Genomic DNA, 16,632 nt, shown 5'->3' on the forward strand with positions numbered 1-16,632 from the left:
CGGTTATTTTGATGCGAAATATTTGCGTAATATTTTTTCTAATAGCGAAAAAACGACCGTCACCCTTTTGGGAGTAATCAACTGGTAAGGCCGATATAAATAAAATTGCCATTTCTCCTGTCGCAGTTCAGGCAGTGTGGGAACAAGTTGGCCGCTTGCTAAGTACTCTCTACAGATAAAATCGCTGGATTGTACAACCGTTTTCCCGGCCAATGCAGCCTGAATTTCGGCGTATGGGTCTGTAGTATAAAACTCAATATGGCGAGGGACAAAAGTATTCACTGCGTCACTCATAAACTCAAATGATTTTCCCGTCTCAGGATTAATTAAACCACTAAATGGATAACGCTGTCGAAGATCTTCTAAATCAATTGGTGCTCCCAGGCGCGCAATGAGTTCAGGAGACGCAACCAAAATATGTTCAACTTGCCCGATATTTTTAATGATAAAGTTTGGATTAGGTTCTCGCCCTACACGTATACCTATATCGATACGATGCTCGATAGTATCAAGTTTCATCATATCTAAACGCCAGTCGATAAATAACTCTGGATATGGACGTAGTGCAGTCAATAGTTCATACAAGATTTGTTCATGATTTGGAAATCGAAGTAATGTGATACGAACAATACCCTTCATTTCATTATCATCTTTCGCTGTCTGAAATAGTTTTTCAGAATCTTCCAGCAGTCGCTTCGCTTGGGGTAAAAATAACTCACCAAAACTGGTAAGAAAGATCGAACGAGTATTGCGTTTGAAAAGAGGTTCACCAAGTTGTTTCTCCAACTCAGCGACTGTTCGGGTTACTACTGATGGTGAAACCGACAACTTTATGGCTGCTTCGCGGAAGTTTAGGGTCTCAGAGGCAATGATAAAAAACTTTAGAGCATCAAGTTTGTTCATGATTGTTGTGAAAATTGCAATAATGTATTTAGATAATAGCAATTAATTTGCAACTATTCCAGTCATATAATCGAACAATCAAATAAGTAACCTGTCTTAATTTTTTATCAGAACCCAAAAGAGTAAATTATGTCAATTCAACCAGTAGAGTTAAACAAAGCCTATCGTTTATTGCAGGTCGGGCCAACGACGATGATATCGGCTAAAAATGATGGCATTGAAAATGTCATGGCAGCGGCTTGGGTGGGGTTAGTAGGCAATAACAAAGTGATGGCTTTTATAGGTCCACAGGCATTTACTCGCGGGCTTGTAGAAAAAAGCGGATATTACGTTGTCCAGATCCCAGTAGTAAAACAAATGGAAATGGTTTTATATGCTGGAGGCCACAGTTATTCTGATACACCCGATAAAAACAGTAAAATTCCACTGTTTTATCAGAAAGAGTTTGATCTTCCTTTAGTTGAAGGTTGCGCAGGCTGGTTAGTCTGTAAGGTCATACCCAATGTAGAAAATGAAAAGCAGCACAACTTGTTCATGGGGGAAATTGTCGGAGCATGGAGTGATGACCGCGTTTTCAAAAATGGGCACTGGATTTTTGATGATGCGCCTGATGAATTGCGTACTGTCCATTACGTGGCTGGCGGACAGTTTTACGCCATTGGCAAAGGTACAAAATTTAATTATGGTCCGGGAAAAGACTAATCCTTACTTCTTTATAAATGTAGCCATATAACATGGCTACATAGAGGTAGTAACAAAAAAACCACTTAAGATGTCCGCTTTTTGCTCAAAGCAGAAATTCTTTTCCCGGTGGTGCCAGAGGCGGACATTCTGCACTTCTGCTTATGTGGTCCAAATCGGTATGCTGCTACATATGCGATTCTCTTTTTACACCCACGTTAGCCCCCACCCTTCACGGAGTAGTAATATGTATCAAGTTTACTAAATGCTGAAAAAAACATACCAGCATTGAAATTATATGGTAGCACTATATGAACGAACATCCCTAATTTTAAAAAATTGACTTAAGTCTTTATTTCCGACTCACCAGGACGCATCAGCAGCCTTGTTAATCATTTTTCTTTACCCTGCATCACATTGCGCATACAACTGTCACCGTCCAGTTCTGCTGGAGTTAATATTATTAGACTGGTAGAGTGATGCCGTTACACATAATGGTTAAAAAGGATTTAATTTATGTCAAAAAAAACAAAAACGTTGGTTGCCGTCCCCTTCTTCCTCATATCTATTGCAATGACAGGATGCATACAACGCGAGGTTGTCGTTAATCATGTGCAGGATGTCACCTCTGGAGACCGGGCTGAAGTGAGAATTATTGGTTTTACCAGCGATACTATGATGTGGGGGGATTTTGATTGTAATCAGCCATATAAGATGCCTCCAAAAGGATACTACCCTCACGTAAGAACAACTTTCGAAAGTAACCCCGTATATATCGATAAGGGCTTTAAAAAATCAAAATTGCCAGATGGCGTATACCCTCTTGACCGCGCAGAATATTATGTTCGAGCGGGGAAATTATTAGGCGTATGGCCTTCAAACCATCTTAGCGATGGTAGACTTTGTACTAAAGACTTTGTTATCCGGCCTGAAAAAGACAAATTATATGAATTCAGGAACCGGAATGACGATAACATGTGCTATTTTGAGTTATATGAAATAAATAAATCAACTGGGGCAGCAACCAGGATGAAAATGACAAGCTATAGAGATATGTGTCCTAAATAATTATCTTAGAAGCGCCCCACTGAATAATGGAAGCTTGATAGTCATCGGTGGGCGCGCCAGTGTCCTTTTGCACATTTGACCCTGTGTTACCCAAACGGAAATGAAGCATTTGAAAAGGGTGAAGAAATTTGCGAATGGAGCACCACTATCCGTGTTGTCTGGTGATGAATTGTTCCGCACCGGGATCGTTGCCGCATTACCCTCGCCTCCCCTGCACCGTCATCGCGCACCGCTGCCTGCTTTGCGTGCATTTCTTTTGACCATTTAGTCCACTTTATTTGATTCCAATTCACCAACCTCTGATTAACACATTAATAACAAAGCCTTTTTAAAAACTGGCATCCCCTTTGCAGATCCCTTTTCACGAGGCTTAACAGGATATGCAGGATGCAGCGCCACGTCTGACTTTCACCCCACACTGAGATGAAGAGAGGTTCGTGATGAAAATTGGCGTATTTGTACCGATCGGCAACAACGGCTGGCTTATCTCGACCACGGCACCGCAATACATGCCCACCTTTGAGCTGAATAAGGCCATTGTGCAAAAAGCGGAGCACTACCACTTCGACTTTGCGCTCTCGATGATCAAGCTGCGCGGCTTTGGTGGCAAAACCGAATTCTGGGATCACAACCTGGAGTCTTTCACCCTGATGGCCGGGCTGGCCGCGGTCACCTCGCGGATTCAGATTTACGCGACCGCCGCCACGCTCACCCTGCCCCCGGCCATCGTGGCGCGCATGGCCTCGACCATCGACTCCATCTCCGGCGGGCGCTTTGGCGTCAACCTGGTCACCGGCTGGCAAAAGCCGGAGTACGAGCAGATGGGGCTGTGGCCGGGTGACGATTACTTCTCTCGTCGCTACGACTACCTCACCGAATACGTGCAGGTGCTGCGCGACCTGTGGGGTACCGGCAAAAGCGATTTCAAAGGGGATTTCTTCACCATGAACGACTGCCGCGTCAGCCCGCAGCCGTCGGTTCCTATGAAGGTGATTTGCGCCGGGCAGAGCGACGCGGGAATGGCATTCTCGGCGAAATATGCCGACTTCAACTTCTGCTTCGGTAAAGGCGTTAACACGCCTGCCGCCTTCGCCCCGACCGCCGCGCGGATGAAAGAGGCCGCCGACAAAACCGGGCGCGACGTGGGCTCGTATGTGCTGTTTATGGTGATCGCCGACGAAACCGACGACGCCGCGCGCGCCAAATGGGAGCGCTATAAGGACGGCGCCGACGAGGATGCCCTGAGCTGGCTCACCGAACAGAGCCAGAAGGATACCCGCTCCGGCGCGGACACCAACGTTCGCCAGATGGCCGACCCGACCTCCGCCGTCAATATCAATATGGGCACGCTGGTCGGCTCGTACGCCAGCGTCGCCAGAATGCTCGACGAAGTGGCGGCCGTTCCCGGCGCGGAAGGCGTCCTGCTGACCTTTGATGATTTCCTTACCGGCGTGGAAACCTTCGGCGAGCGCATCCAGCCGCTGATGCAGTGCCGCGCCCACATCCCTGCCGTTACGAAGGAGGTGGCGTAATGACGACCCTGAACGCACGCCCGGAAGCCATTACCTTTGCGCCTGAGCAGAGCGCGCTGATTGTCGTGGATATGCAAAACGCCTACGCCAGCCCCGGCGGGTATCTGGATCTGGCGGGGTTCGACGTCTCGGCGACGCAACCGGTGATCGAGAATATCAAAACCGCCGTGGCCGCTGCACGCGCCGCCGGTATGCTCATTGTCTGGTTCCAGAACGGCTGGGACGACCAGTACGTTGAGGCCGGCGGCCCCGGTTCACCGAATTTCCACAAATCGAACGCCCTGAAAACTATGCGCAAGCGGCCCGAGCTGCAGGGCAAACTGCTGGCGAAAGGCGGCTGGGATTATCAGCTGGTGGACGAACTGGTCCCGCAGGAAGGCGATATTGTGCTGCCCAAACCGCGCTACAGCGGCTTTTTCAACACCCCGCTCGACAGCCTGCTGCGCAGCCGGGGGATACGCCATCTGGTGTTCACCGGTATCGCCACCAACGTCTGCGTGGAGTCCACCCTGCGCGACGGCTTCTTCCTGGAGTATTTCGGCGTGGTGCTGGAAGACGCGACCCATCAGGCCGGGCCGGAATTCGCCCAGAAAGCGGCCCTGTTCAATATCGAAACCTTTTTTGGCTGGGTCAGTAACGTCGCGGAGTTCTGCGACGCCCTGAATCCTCCACTCGCCCGTATCGCCTGAGGAGAAAAACGATGCCGAAATCCGTGATTATTCCGCCGGGCACCAGCACGCCCATCGCCCCGTTTGTGCCCGGCACGCTCGCCGACGGCGTGGTGTACGTCTCCGGCACGCTGCCGTTTGATAAAGACAACAACGTGGTGTTTATCAACGACCCAAAGGCGCAAACTCGCCACGTGCTGGAAACCATCAAAAAGGTGATCGAAACAGCGGGTGGCACGATGGAGGATGTGACCTTCAACAGCATCTTTATCACCGACTGGAAAAACTACGCCGCGATTAACGAAATCTACGCGGAGTTCTTCCCCGGCGATAAACCGGCCCGGTTCTGCATTCAGTGCGGGCTGGTGAAGCCGGAAGCGCTGGTTGAGATCGCCACCGTTGCCCACATCGCGAAGTGAGGCGGCCATGAAACTCTCCGTCTCACCGCCCCCGTATGAGGGGGCGCCCACGGTGGTCCTGATTGCCGGTCTCGGCGGCAGCGGCAGCTACTGGCTGCCCCAGCTCGCCGCGCTGGAGCAGGAGTATCAGGTGGTCTGTTATGACCAGCGCGGAACGGGCAATAACCCCGATACCCTGCCGGAAGGGTACAGCCTTGCGCAGATGGCGGACGAACTGGCCCGGGCGCTGGCGGAGGCCGGAATTGCCCGCTACAGCGTCGTGGGTCATGCGCTGGGGGCGCTGGTCGGCCTGCAGCTGGCGCTGGATCATCCCGACGCCCTCACCGCGCTGGTGTGCGTTAACGGCTGGTTAACCCTTAACGCGCACACCCGCCGCTGCTTTCAGATCCGCGAGCGCCTGCTGCATTCCGGTGGCCCGCAGGCGTGGGTAGAGGCGCAGCCGCTGTTTCTCTACCCGGCAGACTGGATGGCGGCCCGCGCCCCTCGTCTGGAGGCGGAAGAGGCGCTGGCGCTGGCCCATTTCCAGGGGAAAACCAACCTGCTGCATCGGCTAAGCGCCCTGAAGAAAGCCGACTTCAGCCGCCATGCCGCGCGCATCCGCTGCCCGGTACATCTTATCTGCTCCAGCGACGACATGCTGGTGCCTTCTGTCTGCTCCGCTGAACTGCAGGCGGCAATCCCCGGCTGTCAGAAAGTGGTGATGCGCCAGGGTGGACATGCCTGCAACGTCACCGAGCCAGACACCTTTAACACGCTGCTGCTGAACGGGCTTGCCAGCCTGCTGCACAGCCATGAACCCGCGTTATAAGGAGCTGTAATGAGCGAAGCCATTAATCCCACTGCGCTGGAGACGCTGTTTACCTCCGCGCGCACCCATAACGGCTGGCTGGATATGCCGGTCAGCGACCAGGTTCTGCGCGAGATCTACGACCTGATGAAATGGGGTCCTACGTCCGCCAACTGCTCTCCGGCGCGGATAGTTATTGTGCGAAGCGCAGAGGGAAAAGAGAAGCTGCGCCCGGCGCTCTCCAGCGGCAACCTGGAGAAAACGTTCGCGGCACCGGTTACGGCCATCGTGGCCTGGGACAGTGAATTCTACGATCGCCTGCCCGAACTGTTCCCGCACGGTGATGCCAGAAGCTGGTTTACCACCAGCCCCGCCCTTGCGGAAGAGACGGCGTTTCGCAACAGCTCCATGCAGGCCGCTTACCTGATTTTCGCCTGCCGCGCCCTGGGGCTGGATACCGGCCCGATGTCGGGCTTTGACCGACAAAAAGTCGACGACGCCTTTTTCACCGGCACCACGCTTAAAAGCAACCTGCTGATCAACATTGGCTATGGCGACCCGGGCAAACTTTACGGACGCCTGCCGCGTCTGGACTTCGACGATGCCTGCGGGCTGGCGTAAGGAGCGAACATGACAGCACCGGATAAACAGACCTTTCGCGACGCCATGGCCTGCGTTGGCGCGGCGGTCAATATCATCACCACTGACGGCCCGGCGGGGAGAGCAGGCTTCACCGCCAGCGCGGTGTGCAGCGTCACGGATTCACCGCCCACCCTGCTGGTGTGCCTGAACCGCGGCGCGTCCGTCTGGCCCACATTTAGCGAAAACCGCACCCTGTGCGTGAATACCCTGAGCGCCGGGCAGGAGCCGTTATCCAATCTGTTTGGCGGCAAAACGCCGATGGAACAGCGCTTTGCCGCTGCCCGCTGGCAGACGGGCGACACGGGCTGCCCACGGCTGGAGGATGCGCTGGCCTCCTTTGACTGCCGCATCAGCCAGGTGGTGAGCGTTGGTACCCATGACATTCTGTTCTGCGACATCGTTTCGATTATCCGCCACCCGGCGCCGCAAGGGCTGGTGTGGTTTGACCGCGGCTACCACGCGCTGATGCGACCCGCCTGCTGAGGCGCTTTAAGGAGACAGACCATGTTCGGATTTCCCCACTGGCAGTTGAAATCGACCTCCACAGACGCCGGCGTGGTCGCGCCGGATGAACGGCTCCCGCTCGGGCAAACCCTGGTAATGGGCGTCCAGCACGCGGTTGCCATGTTTGGCGCCACGGTGCTGATGCCGATGCTGATGGGGCTGGATCCCAACCTCTCGATTCTGATGTCCGGTATCGGCACGCTGCTGTTCTTTTTTGTCACCGGCGGGCGCGTGCCCAGCTATCTGGGCTCCAGCGCCGCCTTTGTGGGGGTGGTCATCGCCACCACCGGGTTTAACGGCCAGGGGATCAACCCTAACCTGAGCGTGGCCCTCGGGGGCATCATCGCCTGCGGTCTGGTGTACACCCTGATTGGTCTGGTGGTGATGAAGATCGGCACGCGCTGGATCGAACGCATGATGCCCCCCGTCGTGACCGGCGCAGTGGTGATGGCGATCGGCCTGAACCTCGCGCCGATTGCGGTCAGGAGCGTCTCCGCCTCGCCGTTTGAGAGCTGGATGGCGGTGATCACCGTGCTGTGTATTGGCCTGGTGGCGGTATTTACCCGCGGCATGGTCCAGCGCCTGCTGATTCTGGTCGGGCTGATTGTGGCCTGTCTTTTCTACGCTCTGCTGGCAAATGTCTTTGGTCTCGGCAAGCCTGTCGACTTCACATTGCTCCATCAGGCCGCCTGGTTCGGTCTGCCGCAAATCACATCGCCAGCCTTCAACAGCCAGGCGATGATGCTTATCGCCCCTGTCGCCGTTATCCTGGTGGCGGAGAACCTGGGTCATCTGAAGGCCGTGGCGGGCATGACCGGACGCAGTATGGATCCGTATATGGGCCGTGCGTTCGTCGGCGACGGGCTGGCAACCATGCTCTCCGGTTCCGTGGGCGGCAGCGGCGTCACCACCTATGCCGAAAATATCGGCGTGATGGCGGTAACCAAAGTCTACTCGACGCTGGTGTTCGTGGCGGCGGCAGTAATGGCGATACTGCTTGGCTTCTCACCGAAATTCGGCGCGCTGATCCACACCATTCCGTCACCGGTTATCGGCGGCGCATCGATTGTGGTCTTCGGGCTGATCGCCGTGGCGGGAGCACGCATCTGGGTGCAGCATCGCGTCGATCTCAGCCAGAACAGCAACCTGATTATGGTGGCCGTCACACTGGTGCTGGGCGCGGGGGATTTCGCCCTGACGCTGGGCGGATTCACGATTGGCGGGATTGGTACGGCGACCTTTGGCGCCATTCTGCTTAACGCCCTGCTGAACCGGCGGGAAGCGGCCGCGCCGCAGGGCGAGGTCGTGCATCAGGATTCGTGATAAGTCACCCCGAAGGGGAGAGGGAGAAATGCAGACCTGTGCTGGTCTTACAGACCGCACCAGCCAGTCCCCTCGCCCCTTCGGGGAGAGGGTTAGGGTGAGGGGGGCAAAAAATGCCCCCTCATACCTTCAGGACGCAGGTCTACTCTTCTTCAAACAGGCGTTCAATAGATTTGGTGGGATAAAAAAGCGAATGACTGTTTTCACCCGTCAGAGGGATAAAGCCCAGCTTCAGATAAAACCGTTTAGCCTGTTCGTTAATCGCATCGACAAAGAGTCCATGTACGCCTACCGCCTGCGATGCCAGGTAAACCACGCGCATAGCATGCGTGACGAGTGTTGTTCCCCACTCGCGTCCCTGCAGGTCTTTGTGGACAGCCAGACGCCCCAGCGTCACGCTCGGTACATTGATATAAGGGATCCGACGCTGCTGAGTTTTAGAAGGAAGCATCGTTTTTTCAAAGCAACTTCCGGACAGCGTGTAATAGCCGAGGACACGAGGATGGTCGCGATCTTTAAGCAGATAGCCGCGTAAAATACGCCCAGTGTGCTGACGCACCAGATGGTCGGTCAGGAAGGAATTTAGCGAGGGTTCACCACAATCGAAATTCCTGAAATCATACTCTTCTCCCTCTGAAAACATTTCGATCGTGAGATTTTCCACGACGCTTCACTCCATGTTTCGAAGACGTTTTGCCGCTCGCTTCAGGCGTTCATTTGGCTCTGGCGGATTGTCGATGGCGTTCATCACGGCATTCCATGATGTTTCGTTTAAGACGAGACGCCGATGCTGTTCGATGACCTCTGCAGCACGTTCAGACGCACTGTTCACCATAAACTGGGTGATCGTTTGGTTCGTCATCGCCGCCGCCTCTTCAATCATTGTTTTGTCTTCGTCCGTCAGGCGAAGATCGATACGCTGTTTTTTAAGTGCTGGCATAATTGACTTTATTGTGTACGGTGTTTATCCGTACATATCGTAGAGACATCCGTCCTTTTTTTCAATCTAAACCTTCTTCAGCCGGCACATCGCTCACCTCACGGCGACGTTTTTTTAGCTTTAATTCGCTCACCAGCACCCCGGCGACGATAAACGCTGCGCCCACCAGGGCCAGCAGCGGCAAACGCTCGCCCGCAAGCCGGCCAAAAATCCCTGCCCAGACCGGTTCCCCGGTATAGATCACCGTCGCACGGGTCGGCGACACGCTGCGCTGCGCCCAGTTCATAGTCACCTGAATAATGGCGCTGAAAATGCCCAGCCCCAGCGCCACCACGACAAGGCCGGTGGACATTGGCGGTACCGACTCCCCAGCCGGTACCATCGTCGCAAATGCCACCAGCGACGCGGTGGCGAGCTGCACTACCGTCACGCGCTTGACGTCGACCTTCCCCGCCCAGGCGCTAATCAGAATAATTTCCGCCGCAATGGCAATTGCCCCGATCAGGGTAATGATCTCCCCCGTCCCCAGCGCCAGCAAGTTGTTTTCCGGCCCGGCCAGCAAAATAAGACCGATAAACGCCAGCACGATCCCGATGCAGGACATCAGCCCCGGCAGTCGCCCCAGGCACAGCCACTGCAGTAGCGGCACCAGCGGCACATACATGGCGGTAATAAATGCGGATTTACTGCTGGAGATGGTCTGCAATCCCCACGTCTGCAGGCTATAGCCCATCGCTATCGCCACCCCAATCGCCACGCCCGCCTTAAGCTCTTTAAGCGTCAGACTCCGCAGCGTGTTTAGCGAGCAGAGCCCCACGGCAATCGCCGCCGTCGCAAAGCGCAGGCCAACAAAAAAGAACGGATCGCTAAGGGTCACCGCGTACTGGACGGCCAGAAACGTCCCGCCCCAGAACATGGTGATGAGAATAAGGATGGCTTCCTGCGGTTTAACGGAAAATTTGAAACGTGAGACAGACATGCGGCACTCGCAATGAAGAACAATTCCCTAGTGTGCGTTGCCTTTGGTTACAGTTCAATGTTGCAGAAATAAAAAAACCGCCGGGAAGCCCCGGCGGCAGGGAGATCAACCCGGCGACTTACTTATTGCCGCCATGGCTGTTTTTACCCCCTTTTTTGCCAGCCTCAGATGCGCGCTGAGGGTCATTTTTAAAATTACCCCCGCTATGCTGGCCACCTTTACGGCCTGCTTCTGATGCTCTTTCACGGTCTTCTGCGAAATTACCTGAACCACCACGATGGTTTGCCATCTCTAACCTCCAGAGTGTGAAACATTAGACATCATATTGCATTCAGTAAAAGAGGATTCTTTCACCTCGCGGCTCAAGGACAACGCCTTTATCTGTGCCGCGTGAAACTAAGCTTAGTGGAATGAGGTTATCCGGCAAGTCGAAGGTAATATCCTGCAACATGATCTCAGTCTTTCGGGTGAGATGACGCGGCGGTAATCCATAAGCCTTTCTTATCATTTTAAAAATCGGCAGCGGGAAAGTTGTATCATTTTGCTACAAAGCCATTTTTAGACCCATATTGTTATAAATCAAATAAATGGCGTTCATTTTTGCAGTCTGGCTGTGATGACATATCTTTAAAAGAGCGCAGCGATCCGCTGTCAGAGAAAACAAACGAGGAGTGATGCAAAATGGCAAAAGTTCTGGTGCTCTATTATTCCATGTATGGACACATTGAAACCATGGCTCACGCGGTAGCAGAGGGTGCAAACAAGGTGGACGGCGTTGAGGTTGTGGTGAAACGCGTACCGGAAACCATGCAGGCAGAAGCATTCGCAAAAGCCGGGGGTAAAACACAAAATGCCCCGGTGGCCACCCCGCAGGAACTGGCTGATTACGATGCCATCATCTTTGGCACCCCGACCCGCTTTGGCAATATGTCCGGCCAGATGCGTACCTTCCTCGATCAGACGGGCGGCCTGTGGGCATCAGGCGCGTTATACGGCAAGCTCGCCAGCGTCTTCAGCTCCACCGGGACCGGCGGCGGCCAGGAACAGACGATTACCTCAACCTGGACTACCCTTGCTCATCACGGGATGGTGATTGTGCCGATTGGCTACGGGGCACAGGAGTTATTTGATATTTCTCAGGTACGTGGCGGTACGCCGTACGGCGCAACCACCATTGCCGGCGGCGATGGCTCCCGACAGCCGAGCAATGAAGAGCTCGCTATCGCCCGTTACCAGGGTGAATACGTCGCGGGTCTCGCCAAAAAACTGAACGGCTAACCCAACAGGAGGACAAGCATGCCAACGCAAGAATCAAAAGCTCACCACGTGGGTGAATGGGCAAGTTTACGCAATACCTCGCCGGAGATCGCCGAAGCCATTTTTGAAGTCGCGAAGTATGACGAAAAACTGGCAGAGCAGATTTGGGAAGAAGGCAACGATGAAGTGCTGGTGCGCGCCTTCGAAAAAACGGACAAAGACTCGCTCTTCTGGGGTGAGCAAACCATCGAACGTAAAAACGTCTGAACGTTTCCCCCCGCCATGCGGGGGGTTATCCTCTATTTTGCCGCGTTGTTCATCACCGCATTGAATTTGTCGACAGGACAGAAGCCGTTCGCATCGACCGGACAGCCCTTAAGCTCAAGCGTCACGCGCTGCGCCGGAGATTGCAGCGACAGCACGCTGGCGTTACGCAGTTGCTCCGAGCTCTGATAGACATACTCAATTTTCATCAATTCCTGGTTGCTGTTTTTGTCATGCCAGCGCTGGAAGACAATTTTGCCGCCAATCGGGGTGCGTTCCTGCTGGTCGTGCAGCTGGTACGGTTTGAAATCCAGCGCCGTGAGCAAGGAAGCGATGTTTGAATCATGCCCCACCAGCAGGGTGATTTTCGGCGCTTTCGCCTGTTCGGTGACCAGGGTTTTATCGATGTATTTCACCAGCGGTTTGGCGACGTTTTGCGCCACCTCGGTAGAGGTAAACAGCGAGTCCTGATAACCGTTTTTCAGCTTCGACAGTACGCGCCACTGCTGGTCGGTTTTGATCTCTCCCCAGGCCACCTGGTCCGCCGGGAAACCTTCGTAATACTGCAGCGTAAATGCGTCAACCAGCGAGTTTCCCACCTTCAGCGGCCCGGAAACGCCAGGCTCTTTTTCGTAATCAGCGCTGAAGGTATCTTTCGCATCCGCCAGCGAGCAGACCTTTTTCTCTTTGCACGACGGCGACTCAGCGTAGTTCGTCATCTGCTCCAGCAGCTTGTAGCTTTCCGCAAGCTGCATTTTCTGCCGCTCGGCCTCCATCGCCTTCAGCGCTTTGTCGCGGAATTCAGGGGAATTATCGGTAATCACCGGGTTAAAGGTTGGGTCCATGGTGCCCATTTTTTCCTGATGATGAACAGGCACATCACAGCCCGGGAAGGCGCCGGTGATAAAGAACTGCGCGGTGGCGACGGTACGCTGCAGGCTGTTGGCATAGGCATACACCGCATCCGCTGGCGGGCACTCGCCGGACTTGATCATCCCCTGCTGTGCCAGCCACTCGCGCATATAATGACCCATATAGACTTCCAGCACGCCGCCTTTGGTGGTGAGCTGACCACCCGGCACTTCCCACTCAGGCCACTGCTTTGGCGTCGACTGCTCCAGCACGCTGCCGTTGTTGGCAAGCGGAGCGCGCAGGTTATGACGACTCATGATTAAAACTTGCTCCAGCTGATACCCTTCCGGCGTCTCTTGCGCCTGCACGCCAAACGTTGCTGAAATGGAACCGGCGACTGCCAGCGCGAGTAGTGCTTTTCTCATCCCTAATTCCTCACTCGTTTTAAAATGTCGCGTTCAGTGTGACAGAACCGTGACAATTTTCCGGGAAGCATTTCTCAAACTGATGATTAACACGCTTACGGTGAGCGTCGATTAGTTTTATAATAAAACCATACCCCACCGGAGAATGTGCTGTGAAACGTACCCGTCTTGAAGAGAGCCCCTGCCCCGTCGCCCGTTCGCTGGATATCATCGGTGACTGGTGGTCGCTGCTGATTGTTCGCGACGCGCTCCGCGGGGTTACGCGCTTTGGCGAGTTTCAGAAAAGCCTCGGAATTGCGAAAAACATGCTGACCACGCGGCTTAAGCTGCTGGTTGACGAAGGTATCCTTCGGCTTCAGCCCGCCTCCGACGGCAGCGCCTGGCAGGAGTATGTCCTGACCGAGAAGGGACGCGCCCTGCAGACGGTGCTGGTTGCCCTGTCACAGTGGGGCAATGAATATTTATTTGCTGAACACGAATGCGGCACGGTCCTTGTCGATAGCGAAAAGCGCAAACCCCTGCGAAAACTGGCGCTTATCGCTGACGACGGTCGCGAACTGACCCCTGAGCAGATTGTGGCCAAACTCCCCTCCTGATCGCTCCCGCCAGCAAAAGCACAAAATGCCCACCAATTTGGTTGCATTATAAAACCAAATAGCAGAGAGTGGATTAAGTTTCATGTTGAAACCAAATAACCCACTTTGCTTTGAGGTAACACACGATGACTACGCCACGCTCTACCGCCCTGGTAACAGGTGCCTCTTCCGGAATTGGTGCTGTCTATGCCGATCGCCTTGCCGCTCGCGGCCTTAATCTGGTGCTGGTCGCCCGGCGTGAAGAACGACTACAGGCGCTGGCCAGTGAACTGCGCGAACGCTATGACGTTGCGGTCGAGGTTCTGGTGGCCGATCTCACGGAGGAAGCCGGGATCCGCGCCGTGGAAGAGACGCTGCGCAGCAACACCGCCATCGATACGCTGATTAACAATGCGGGCACCGCACAGATGGCCCCGTTCCTCGCGGGTGATGTGGCCCGGCATCAGGCCATTAACACCCTGAACACCACGGCGCTGATGCGCTTAACGTATGCCATTCTGCCGCGCCTGGCAGAGAATAACCGCGGCACGCTTGTCAACATCACGTCCGTGCTGGCCCTGCACGTGCGGGCGGGCAGCGCGCTCTACAGCGCCACCAAGGCGTGGGTGCTCAGCTTTACCCGCGGGCTGCAGGAAGAGTTTGCCGACAGCAACCTGCGCATTCAGGCGGTGTTGCCTGCCGCCACGGCGACGGAGATCTGGAGCCATTCCGGCGTCACGGTTAACGATCTGCCGGAAGGGTCAGTAATGACCACGGAAGATATGGTGGATGCGTCGCTGGCGGGTCTGGATCAGGGTGAACTGATCACCATCCCGCCGATGCATGACGCTGGCCTGTGGGATCGCTACGAAACGGCGCGTCTGGAATTGTTTAACAGCGCGCGCACCGGTATTCCGGCCCCGCGCTACGTAAAACAGTAGCCTAACGCTCCAGCTGGTCGCCGTACTCAGTCATCCAGGCGGCCAGCGGCGAGAGAGCATTTTGCAGAGTGAGCCCGAGCGCGGTAATTTGGTACTCCACCCGCGGCGGGATCTCAGGGTAGACCGTACGCGTCACCAGCCCGCGCTGCTCGAACAGGCGAAGCTGCTTCGTCAGCTCTTTTTGCGTAATCGGGGCAGCCGCCCGCAGCAGATCGCCAAAGCGAACGGGCGTATTGAACACAATCAGGCGATAGAGAATGGGGATCGCCCATTTCCCGGAAATCAGGTTGACAAACTGCGTCATCGGGCAGGTATACACCTCAGATTTTTTTTCGCAGCACACGTCCAGACTTTCTGCCATTGCACACCTCTTGCCTCTTTAGTATCCATTTGGTACCTGGTTTCTTTTCGATACTAACGTTTCTATAGTGTTTTCTCCAGAGACATTTCAGGAGAAGAATATGGGTCGTTTAACCGATAAGTATACGCTGATTACCGGCGGCACCAGCGGCATAGGTCTTGCTACCGCGCAGGCGTTTATCGCCGAAGGCGCACACGTCGCCGTTACCGGACGCAATCCCGACACGCTCGCCGAAGCAGAGCGTATTCTGGGCGAAAACGCCTGGGTGATCCCGACCGATGCGGGAGATATTGCTTCGCAAAAAGCGCTGGCGGAGACCCTTGCCGCCCGCTGGCCACGCCTGGACGCGGTATTTCTCAACGCCGGTGATGTGACGCACGCGCCGCTGGAAGCGTGGCAGGAAGAAGCCTGGGATCGTCTGATGGGCATCAACCTGAAGGGACCGTTCTTTTTAATTCAGGCACTGCTGCCGCTGCTGAATAATCCCTCCTCCGTGATCCTGTGCGGCTCCGTAAGCGCGCGCATCGGCCTGCCCACCAGCAGCGTGTATGCCGCGAGCAAGGCTGCCCTGCTGTCGCTGGCGCGCACGTTGTCGGCGGAACTGCTGCCGCGCGGGATCCGCGTCAACGGCCTGAGCCCCGGTCCGGTGGAAACCCCGGCCTTTAACAAAACGGGCTTAAGCGAAGAAGCGCTTAACGCGATGATGGCGGAGATCATCAAGCTGGTGCCGCTGGGCAGAATGGGCTCCACGACGGAGCTGGCAAAAGCCGCGCTCTATCTGGCCTCCGACGAGTCCAGCTATACGGTAGGCACGGAGCTGCTGGTCGACGGCGGGATGGGAAGTTTGTAACTCAGAAGGCGCTGATGCCGGTGACAATGCCGACATACAGCGCCGCCCAGACGGCGGCAGAGAGCAGACTCACCACATAAACCTTGACCACGTTAAGCCTGAGCATGCCTGCCGCCAGCGGTACGATATAGCGCAGCACCGCCAGGAAGCGCGCGCTGAACAGTACCAGCACGCCGTTTTTCTGCAGCTGATGTTGCACCCGCAAAAATTTACTGGCGTGTTTTGCGGTGAGGCGGGTTATCCATCGCGTGTGCCCCATCAGTTGGCCGATATGGAAGTTCAGCACTGAACCCATCGTTGCCCCCATCACCACGGCCAGCCACGCCAGCGCCGGATGCATGCTCGCCTGACTTACGGTAATGCCGGTCAACAGCATCACCGAGGCGGGCGGCAGCACAGAGGAGATCAGCACCGTTGATTTACTCAGCGCCATCATAAATAACAGCGCGAAAAGATGTGCCGGATAGAGCGCAAAGTGATTCAGCAAAGTATCAAGCCACGTCATTTACCCTCCCCCGATGTAAATATCATTCTTCATTTAAAATGAATTCACTTAAATAAACCCTCAACGTCTTATTAATAAGATTCTTCTAAACCGTTCTTAAACATTTTTTAAATTCCTGAGCGGCAAAATTAATTAAGCGTATTATCCCTCTCGTTT

The 16,632-nt window shown here is 54.8% G+C and carries 22 protein-coding genes; 14 read left to right on the plus strand and 8 right to left on the minus strand.

Features of this window, described 5'->3' with window-relative positions:
- Window positions 1-3: 3 nt before the first annotated feature.
- Window positions 4-903 (minus strand): LysR family transcriptional regulator, encoded by a 900-nt coding sequence (locus tag C5687_RS19675; RefSeq protein WP_045284713.1) that lies wholly within the window; start codon window positions 901-903, stop codon window positions 4-6.
- A 129-nt stretch (window positions 904-1,032) separates the two neighbouring features.
- On the opposite strand from C5687_RS19675, the gene C5687_RS19680 reads away from it, so the two are divergent.
- From C5687_RS19680 to rutG, 9 genes are all read left to right on the plus strand, one after another.
- Window positions 1,033-1,605, plus strand: coding sequence for a flavin reductase family protein (locus tag C5687_RS19680; protein ID WP_047958243.1), 573 nt, complete (start codon window positions 1,033-1,035; stop codon window positions 1,603-1,605).
- A 495-nt stretch (window positions 1,606-2,100) separates the two neighbouring features.
- Window positions 2,101-2,652 (plus strand): hypothetical protein, encoded by a 552-nt coding sequence (locus C5687_RS19685; RefSeq protein WP_238380498.1) that lies wholly within the window; start codon window positions 2,101-2,103, stop codon window positions 2,650-2,652.
- 440 nt (window positions 2,653-3,092) lie between these two features.
- Window positions 3,093-4,184, plus strand: coding sequence for a pyrimidine utilization protein A (rutA, locus tag C5687_RS19690; RefSeq protein WP_104557599.1), 1,092 nt, complete (start codon window positions 3,093-3,095; stop codon window positions 4,182-4,184).
- Window positions 4,184-4,873, plus strand: coding sequence for a pyrimidine utilization protein B (gene rutB / locus C5687_RS19695; RefSeq protein ID WP_045284630.1), 690 nt, complete (start codon window positions 4,184-4,186; stop codon window positions 4,871-4,873). The genes rutA and rutB overlap by 1 nt, the downstream gene beginning before the upstream one ends.
- An 11-nt stretch (window positions 4,874-4,884) precedes the next feature.
- A complete protein-coding gene (rutC, locus tag C5687_RS19700; protein ID WP_025755881.1) occupies window positions 4,885-5,271 on the plus strand; it encodes a pyrimidine utilization protein C in 387 nt (128 codons plus the stop codon).
- Between the two features lie 7 nt (window positions 5,272-5,278).
- On the plus strand, window positions 5,279-6,079 hold the full coding sequence (rutD, locus tag C5687_RS19705; protein ID WP_104557600.1) for a pyrimidine utilization protein D: 801 nt from the start codon (window positions 5,279-5,281) through the stop codon (window positions 6,077-6,079).
- Window positions 6,080-6,088: 9 nt separating this feature from the next.
- Window positions 6,089-6,679, plus strand: a complete 591-nt coding sequence (locus tag C5687_RS19710) for a malonic semialdehyde reductase (protein WP_104557601.1) — start codon at window positions 6,089-6,091, stop codon at window positions 6,677-6,679.
- A gap of 9 nt (window positions 6,680-6,688) precedes the next feature.
- On the plus strand, window positions 6,689-7,183 hold the full coding sequence (gene rutF, locus C5687_RS19715; protein ID WP_104557603.1) for an NADH-dependent FMN reductase RutF: 495 nt from the start codon (window positions 6,689-6,691) through the stop codon (window positions 7,181-7,183).
- 21 nt (window positions 7,184-7,204) lie between these two features.
- The gene (gene rutG, locus C5687_RS19720; protein ID WP_047958238.1) at window positions 7,205-8,527 is read left to right on the plus strand and encodes a pyrimidine utilization transport protein G; all 1,323 of its coding nucleotides are present in this window, start codon (window positions 7,205-7,207) and stop codon (window positions 8,525-8,527) included.
- A gap of 142 nt (window positions 8,528-8,669) precedes the next feature.
- Here the strand turns inward: rutG and C5687_RS19725 are convergent, their stop codons facing one another.
- From C5687_RS19725 to C5687_RS19740, 4 genes are all read right to left on the minus strand, one after another.
- Window positions 8,670-9,191, minus strand: coding sequence for a GNAT family N-acetyltransferase (locus C5687_RS19725; RefSeq protein ID WP_104557605.1), 522 nt, complete (start codon window positions 9,189-9,191; stop codon window positions 8,670-8,672).
- 6 nt (window positions 9,192-9,197) lie between these two features.
- Window positions 9,198-9,467: a type II toxin-antitoxin system TacA family antitoxin gene (locus tag C5687_RS19730; protein WP_025755885.1), complete on the minus strand. Its 270-nt coding sequence runs from the start codon at window positions 9,465-9,467 to the stop codon at window positions 9,198-9,200.
- Window positions 9,468-9,528: 61 nt separating this feature from the next.
- The gene (locus tag C5687_RS19735; protein ID WP_104557607.1) at window positions 9,529-10,446 is read right to left on the minus strand and encodes a DMT family transporter; all 918 of its coding nucleotides are present in this window, start codon (window positions 10,444-10,446) and stop codon (window positions 9,529-9,531) included.
- Between the two features lie 118 nt (window positions 10,447-10,564).
- Complete coding sequence (locus C5687_RS19740; RefSeq protein WP_013097201.1) at window positions 10,565-10,735, minus strand: con-10 family general stress protein; 171 nt, start codon at window positions 10,733-10,735, stop codon at window positions 10,565-10,567.
- A 392-nt stretch (window positions 10,736-11,127) separates the two neighbouring features.
- Between C5687_RS19740 and wrbA the strand changes: the two genes are divergently transcribed.
- Both wrbA and C5687_RS19750 read left to right on the plus strand, forming a co-directional pair.
- On the plus strand, window positions 11,128-11,724 hold the full coding sequence (gene wrbA / locus C5687_RS19745; protein ID WP_025755888.1) for an NAD(P)H:quinone oxidoreductase: 597 nt from the start codon (window positions 11,128-11,130) through the stop codon (window positions 11,722-11,724).
- An 18-nt stretch (window positions 11,725-11,742) separates the two neighbouring features.
- Window positions 11,743-11,970, plus strand: coding sequence for a YccJ family protein (locus C5687_RS19750; protein ID WP_008499832.1), 228 nt, complete (start codon window positions 11,743-11,745; stop codon window positions 11,968-11,970).
- Between the two features lie 32 nt (window positions 11,971-12,002).
- On the opposite strand, the gene agp is transcribed toward C5687_RS19750, so the two are convergent.
- Window positions 12,003-13,244 carry a bifunctional glucose-1-phosphatase/inositol phosphatase gene (agp, locus tag C5687_RS19755; protein ID WP_059385533.1) on the minus strand — a complete coding sequence of 414 codons (1,242 nt, stop codon included), beginning with the start codon at window positions 13,242-13,244 and terminating at the stop codon, window positions 12,003-12,005.
- 152 nt (window positions 13,245-13,396) lie between these two features.
- On the opposite strand from agp, the gene C5687_RS19760 reads away from it, so the two are divergent.
- Both C5687_RS19760 and C5687_RS19765 read left to right on the plus strand, forming a co-directional pair.
- Window positions 13,397-13,840, plus strand: a complete 444-nt coding sequence (locus tag C5687_RS19760; RefSeq protein WP_047958235.1) for a winged helix-turn-helix transcriptional regulator — start codon at window positions 13,397-13,399, stop codon at window positions 13,838-13,840.
- A 125-nt stretch (window positions 13,841-13,965) separates the two neighbouring features.
- Entirely contained in the window at window positions 13,966-14,760 is a 795-nt protein-coding gene (locus C5687_RS19765; RefSeq protein ID WP_104557609.1) for an SDR family NAD(P)-dependent oxidoreductase, read from the plus strand.
- A 1-nt stretch (window position 14,761) separates the two neighbouring features.
- Here C5687_RS19765 and C5687_RS19770 read toward each other — a convergent pair whose 3' ends face one another.
- Window positions 14,762-15,121: a winged helix-turn-helix transcriptional regulator gene (locus tag C5687_RS19770; RefSeq protein ID WP_047958233.1), complete on the minus strand. Its 360-nt coding sequence runs from the start codon at window positions 15,119-15,121 to the stop codon at window positions 14,762-14,764.
- Between the two features lie 100 nt (window positions 15,122-15,221).
- Here C5687_RS19770 and C5687_RS19775 point away from each other — a divergent pair, with 100 nt between their 5' ends.
- Window positions 15,222-15,971: an SDR family oxidoreductase gene (locus C5687_RS19775; RefSeq protein WP_025755893.1), complete on the plus strand. Its 750-nt coding sequence runs from the start codon at window positions 15,222-15,224 to the stop codon at window positions 15,969-15,971.
- 1 nt (window position 15,972) lies between these two features.
- On the opposite strand, the gene C5687_RS19780 is transcribed toward C5687_RS19775, so the two are convergent.
- Entirely contained in the window at window positions 15,973-16,476 is a 504-nt protein-coding gene (locus C5687_RS19780) for a DedA family protein (RefSeq protein ID WP_104557611.1), read from the minus strand.
- Between the last annotated feature and the right edge of the window lie 156 nt (window positions 16,477-16,632).

It is taken from the genome of Enterobacter sichuanensis (genome assembly GCF_002939185.1).
GTDB lineage: Bacteria > Pseudomonadota > Gammaproteobacteria > Enterobacterales > Enterobacteriaceae > Enterobacter > Enterobacter sichuanensis.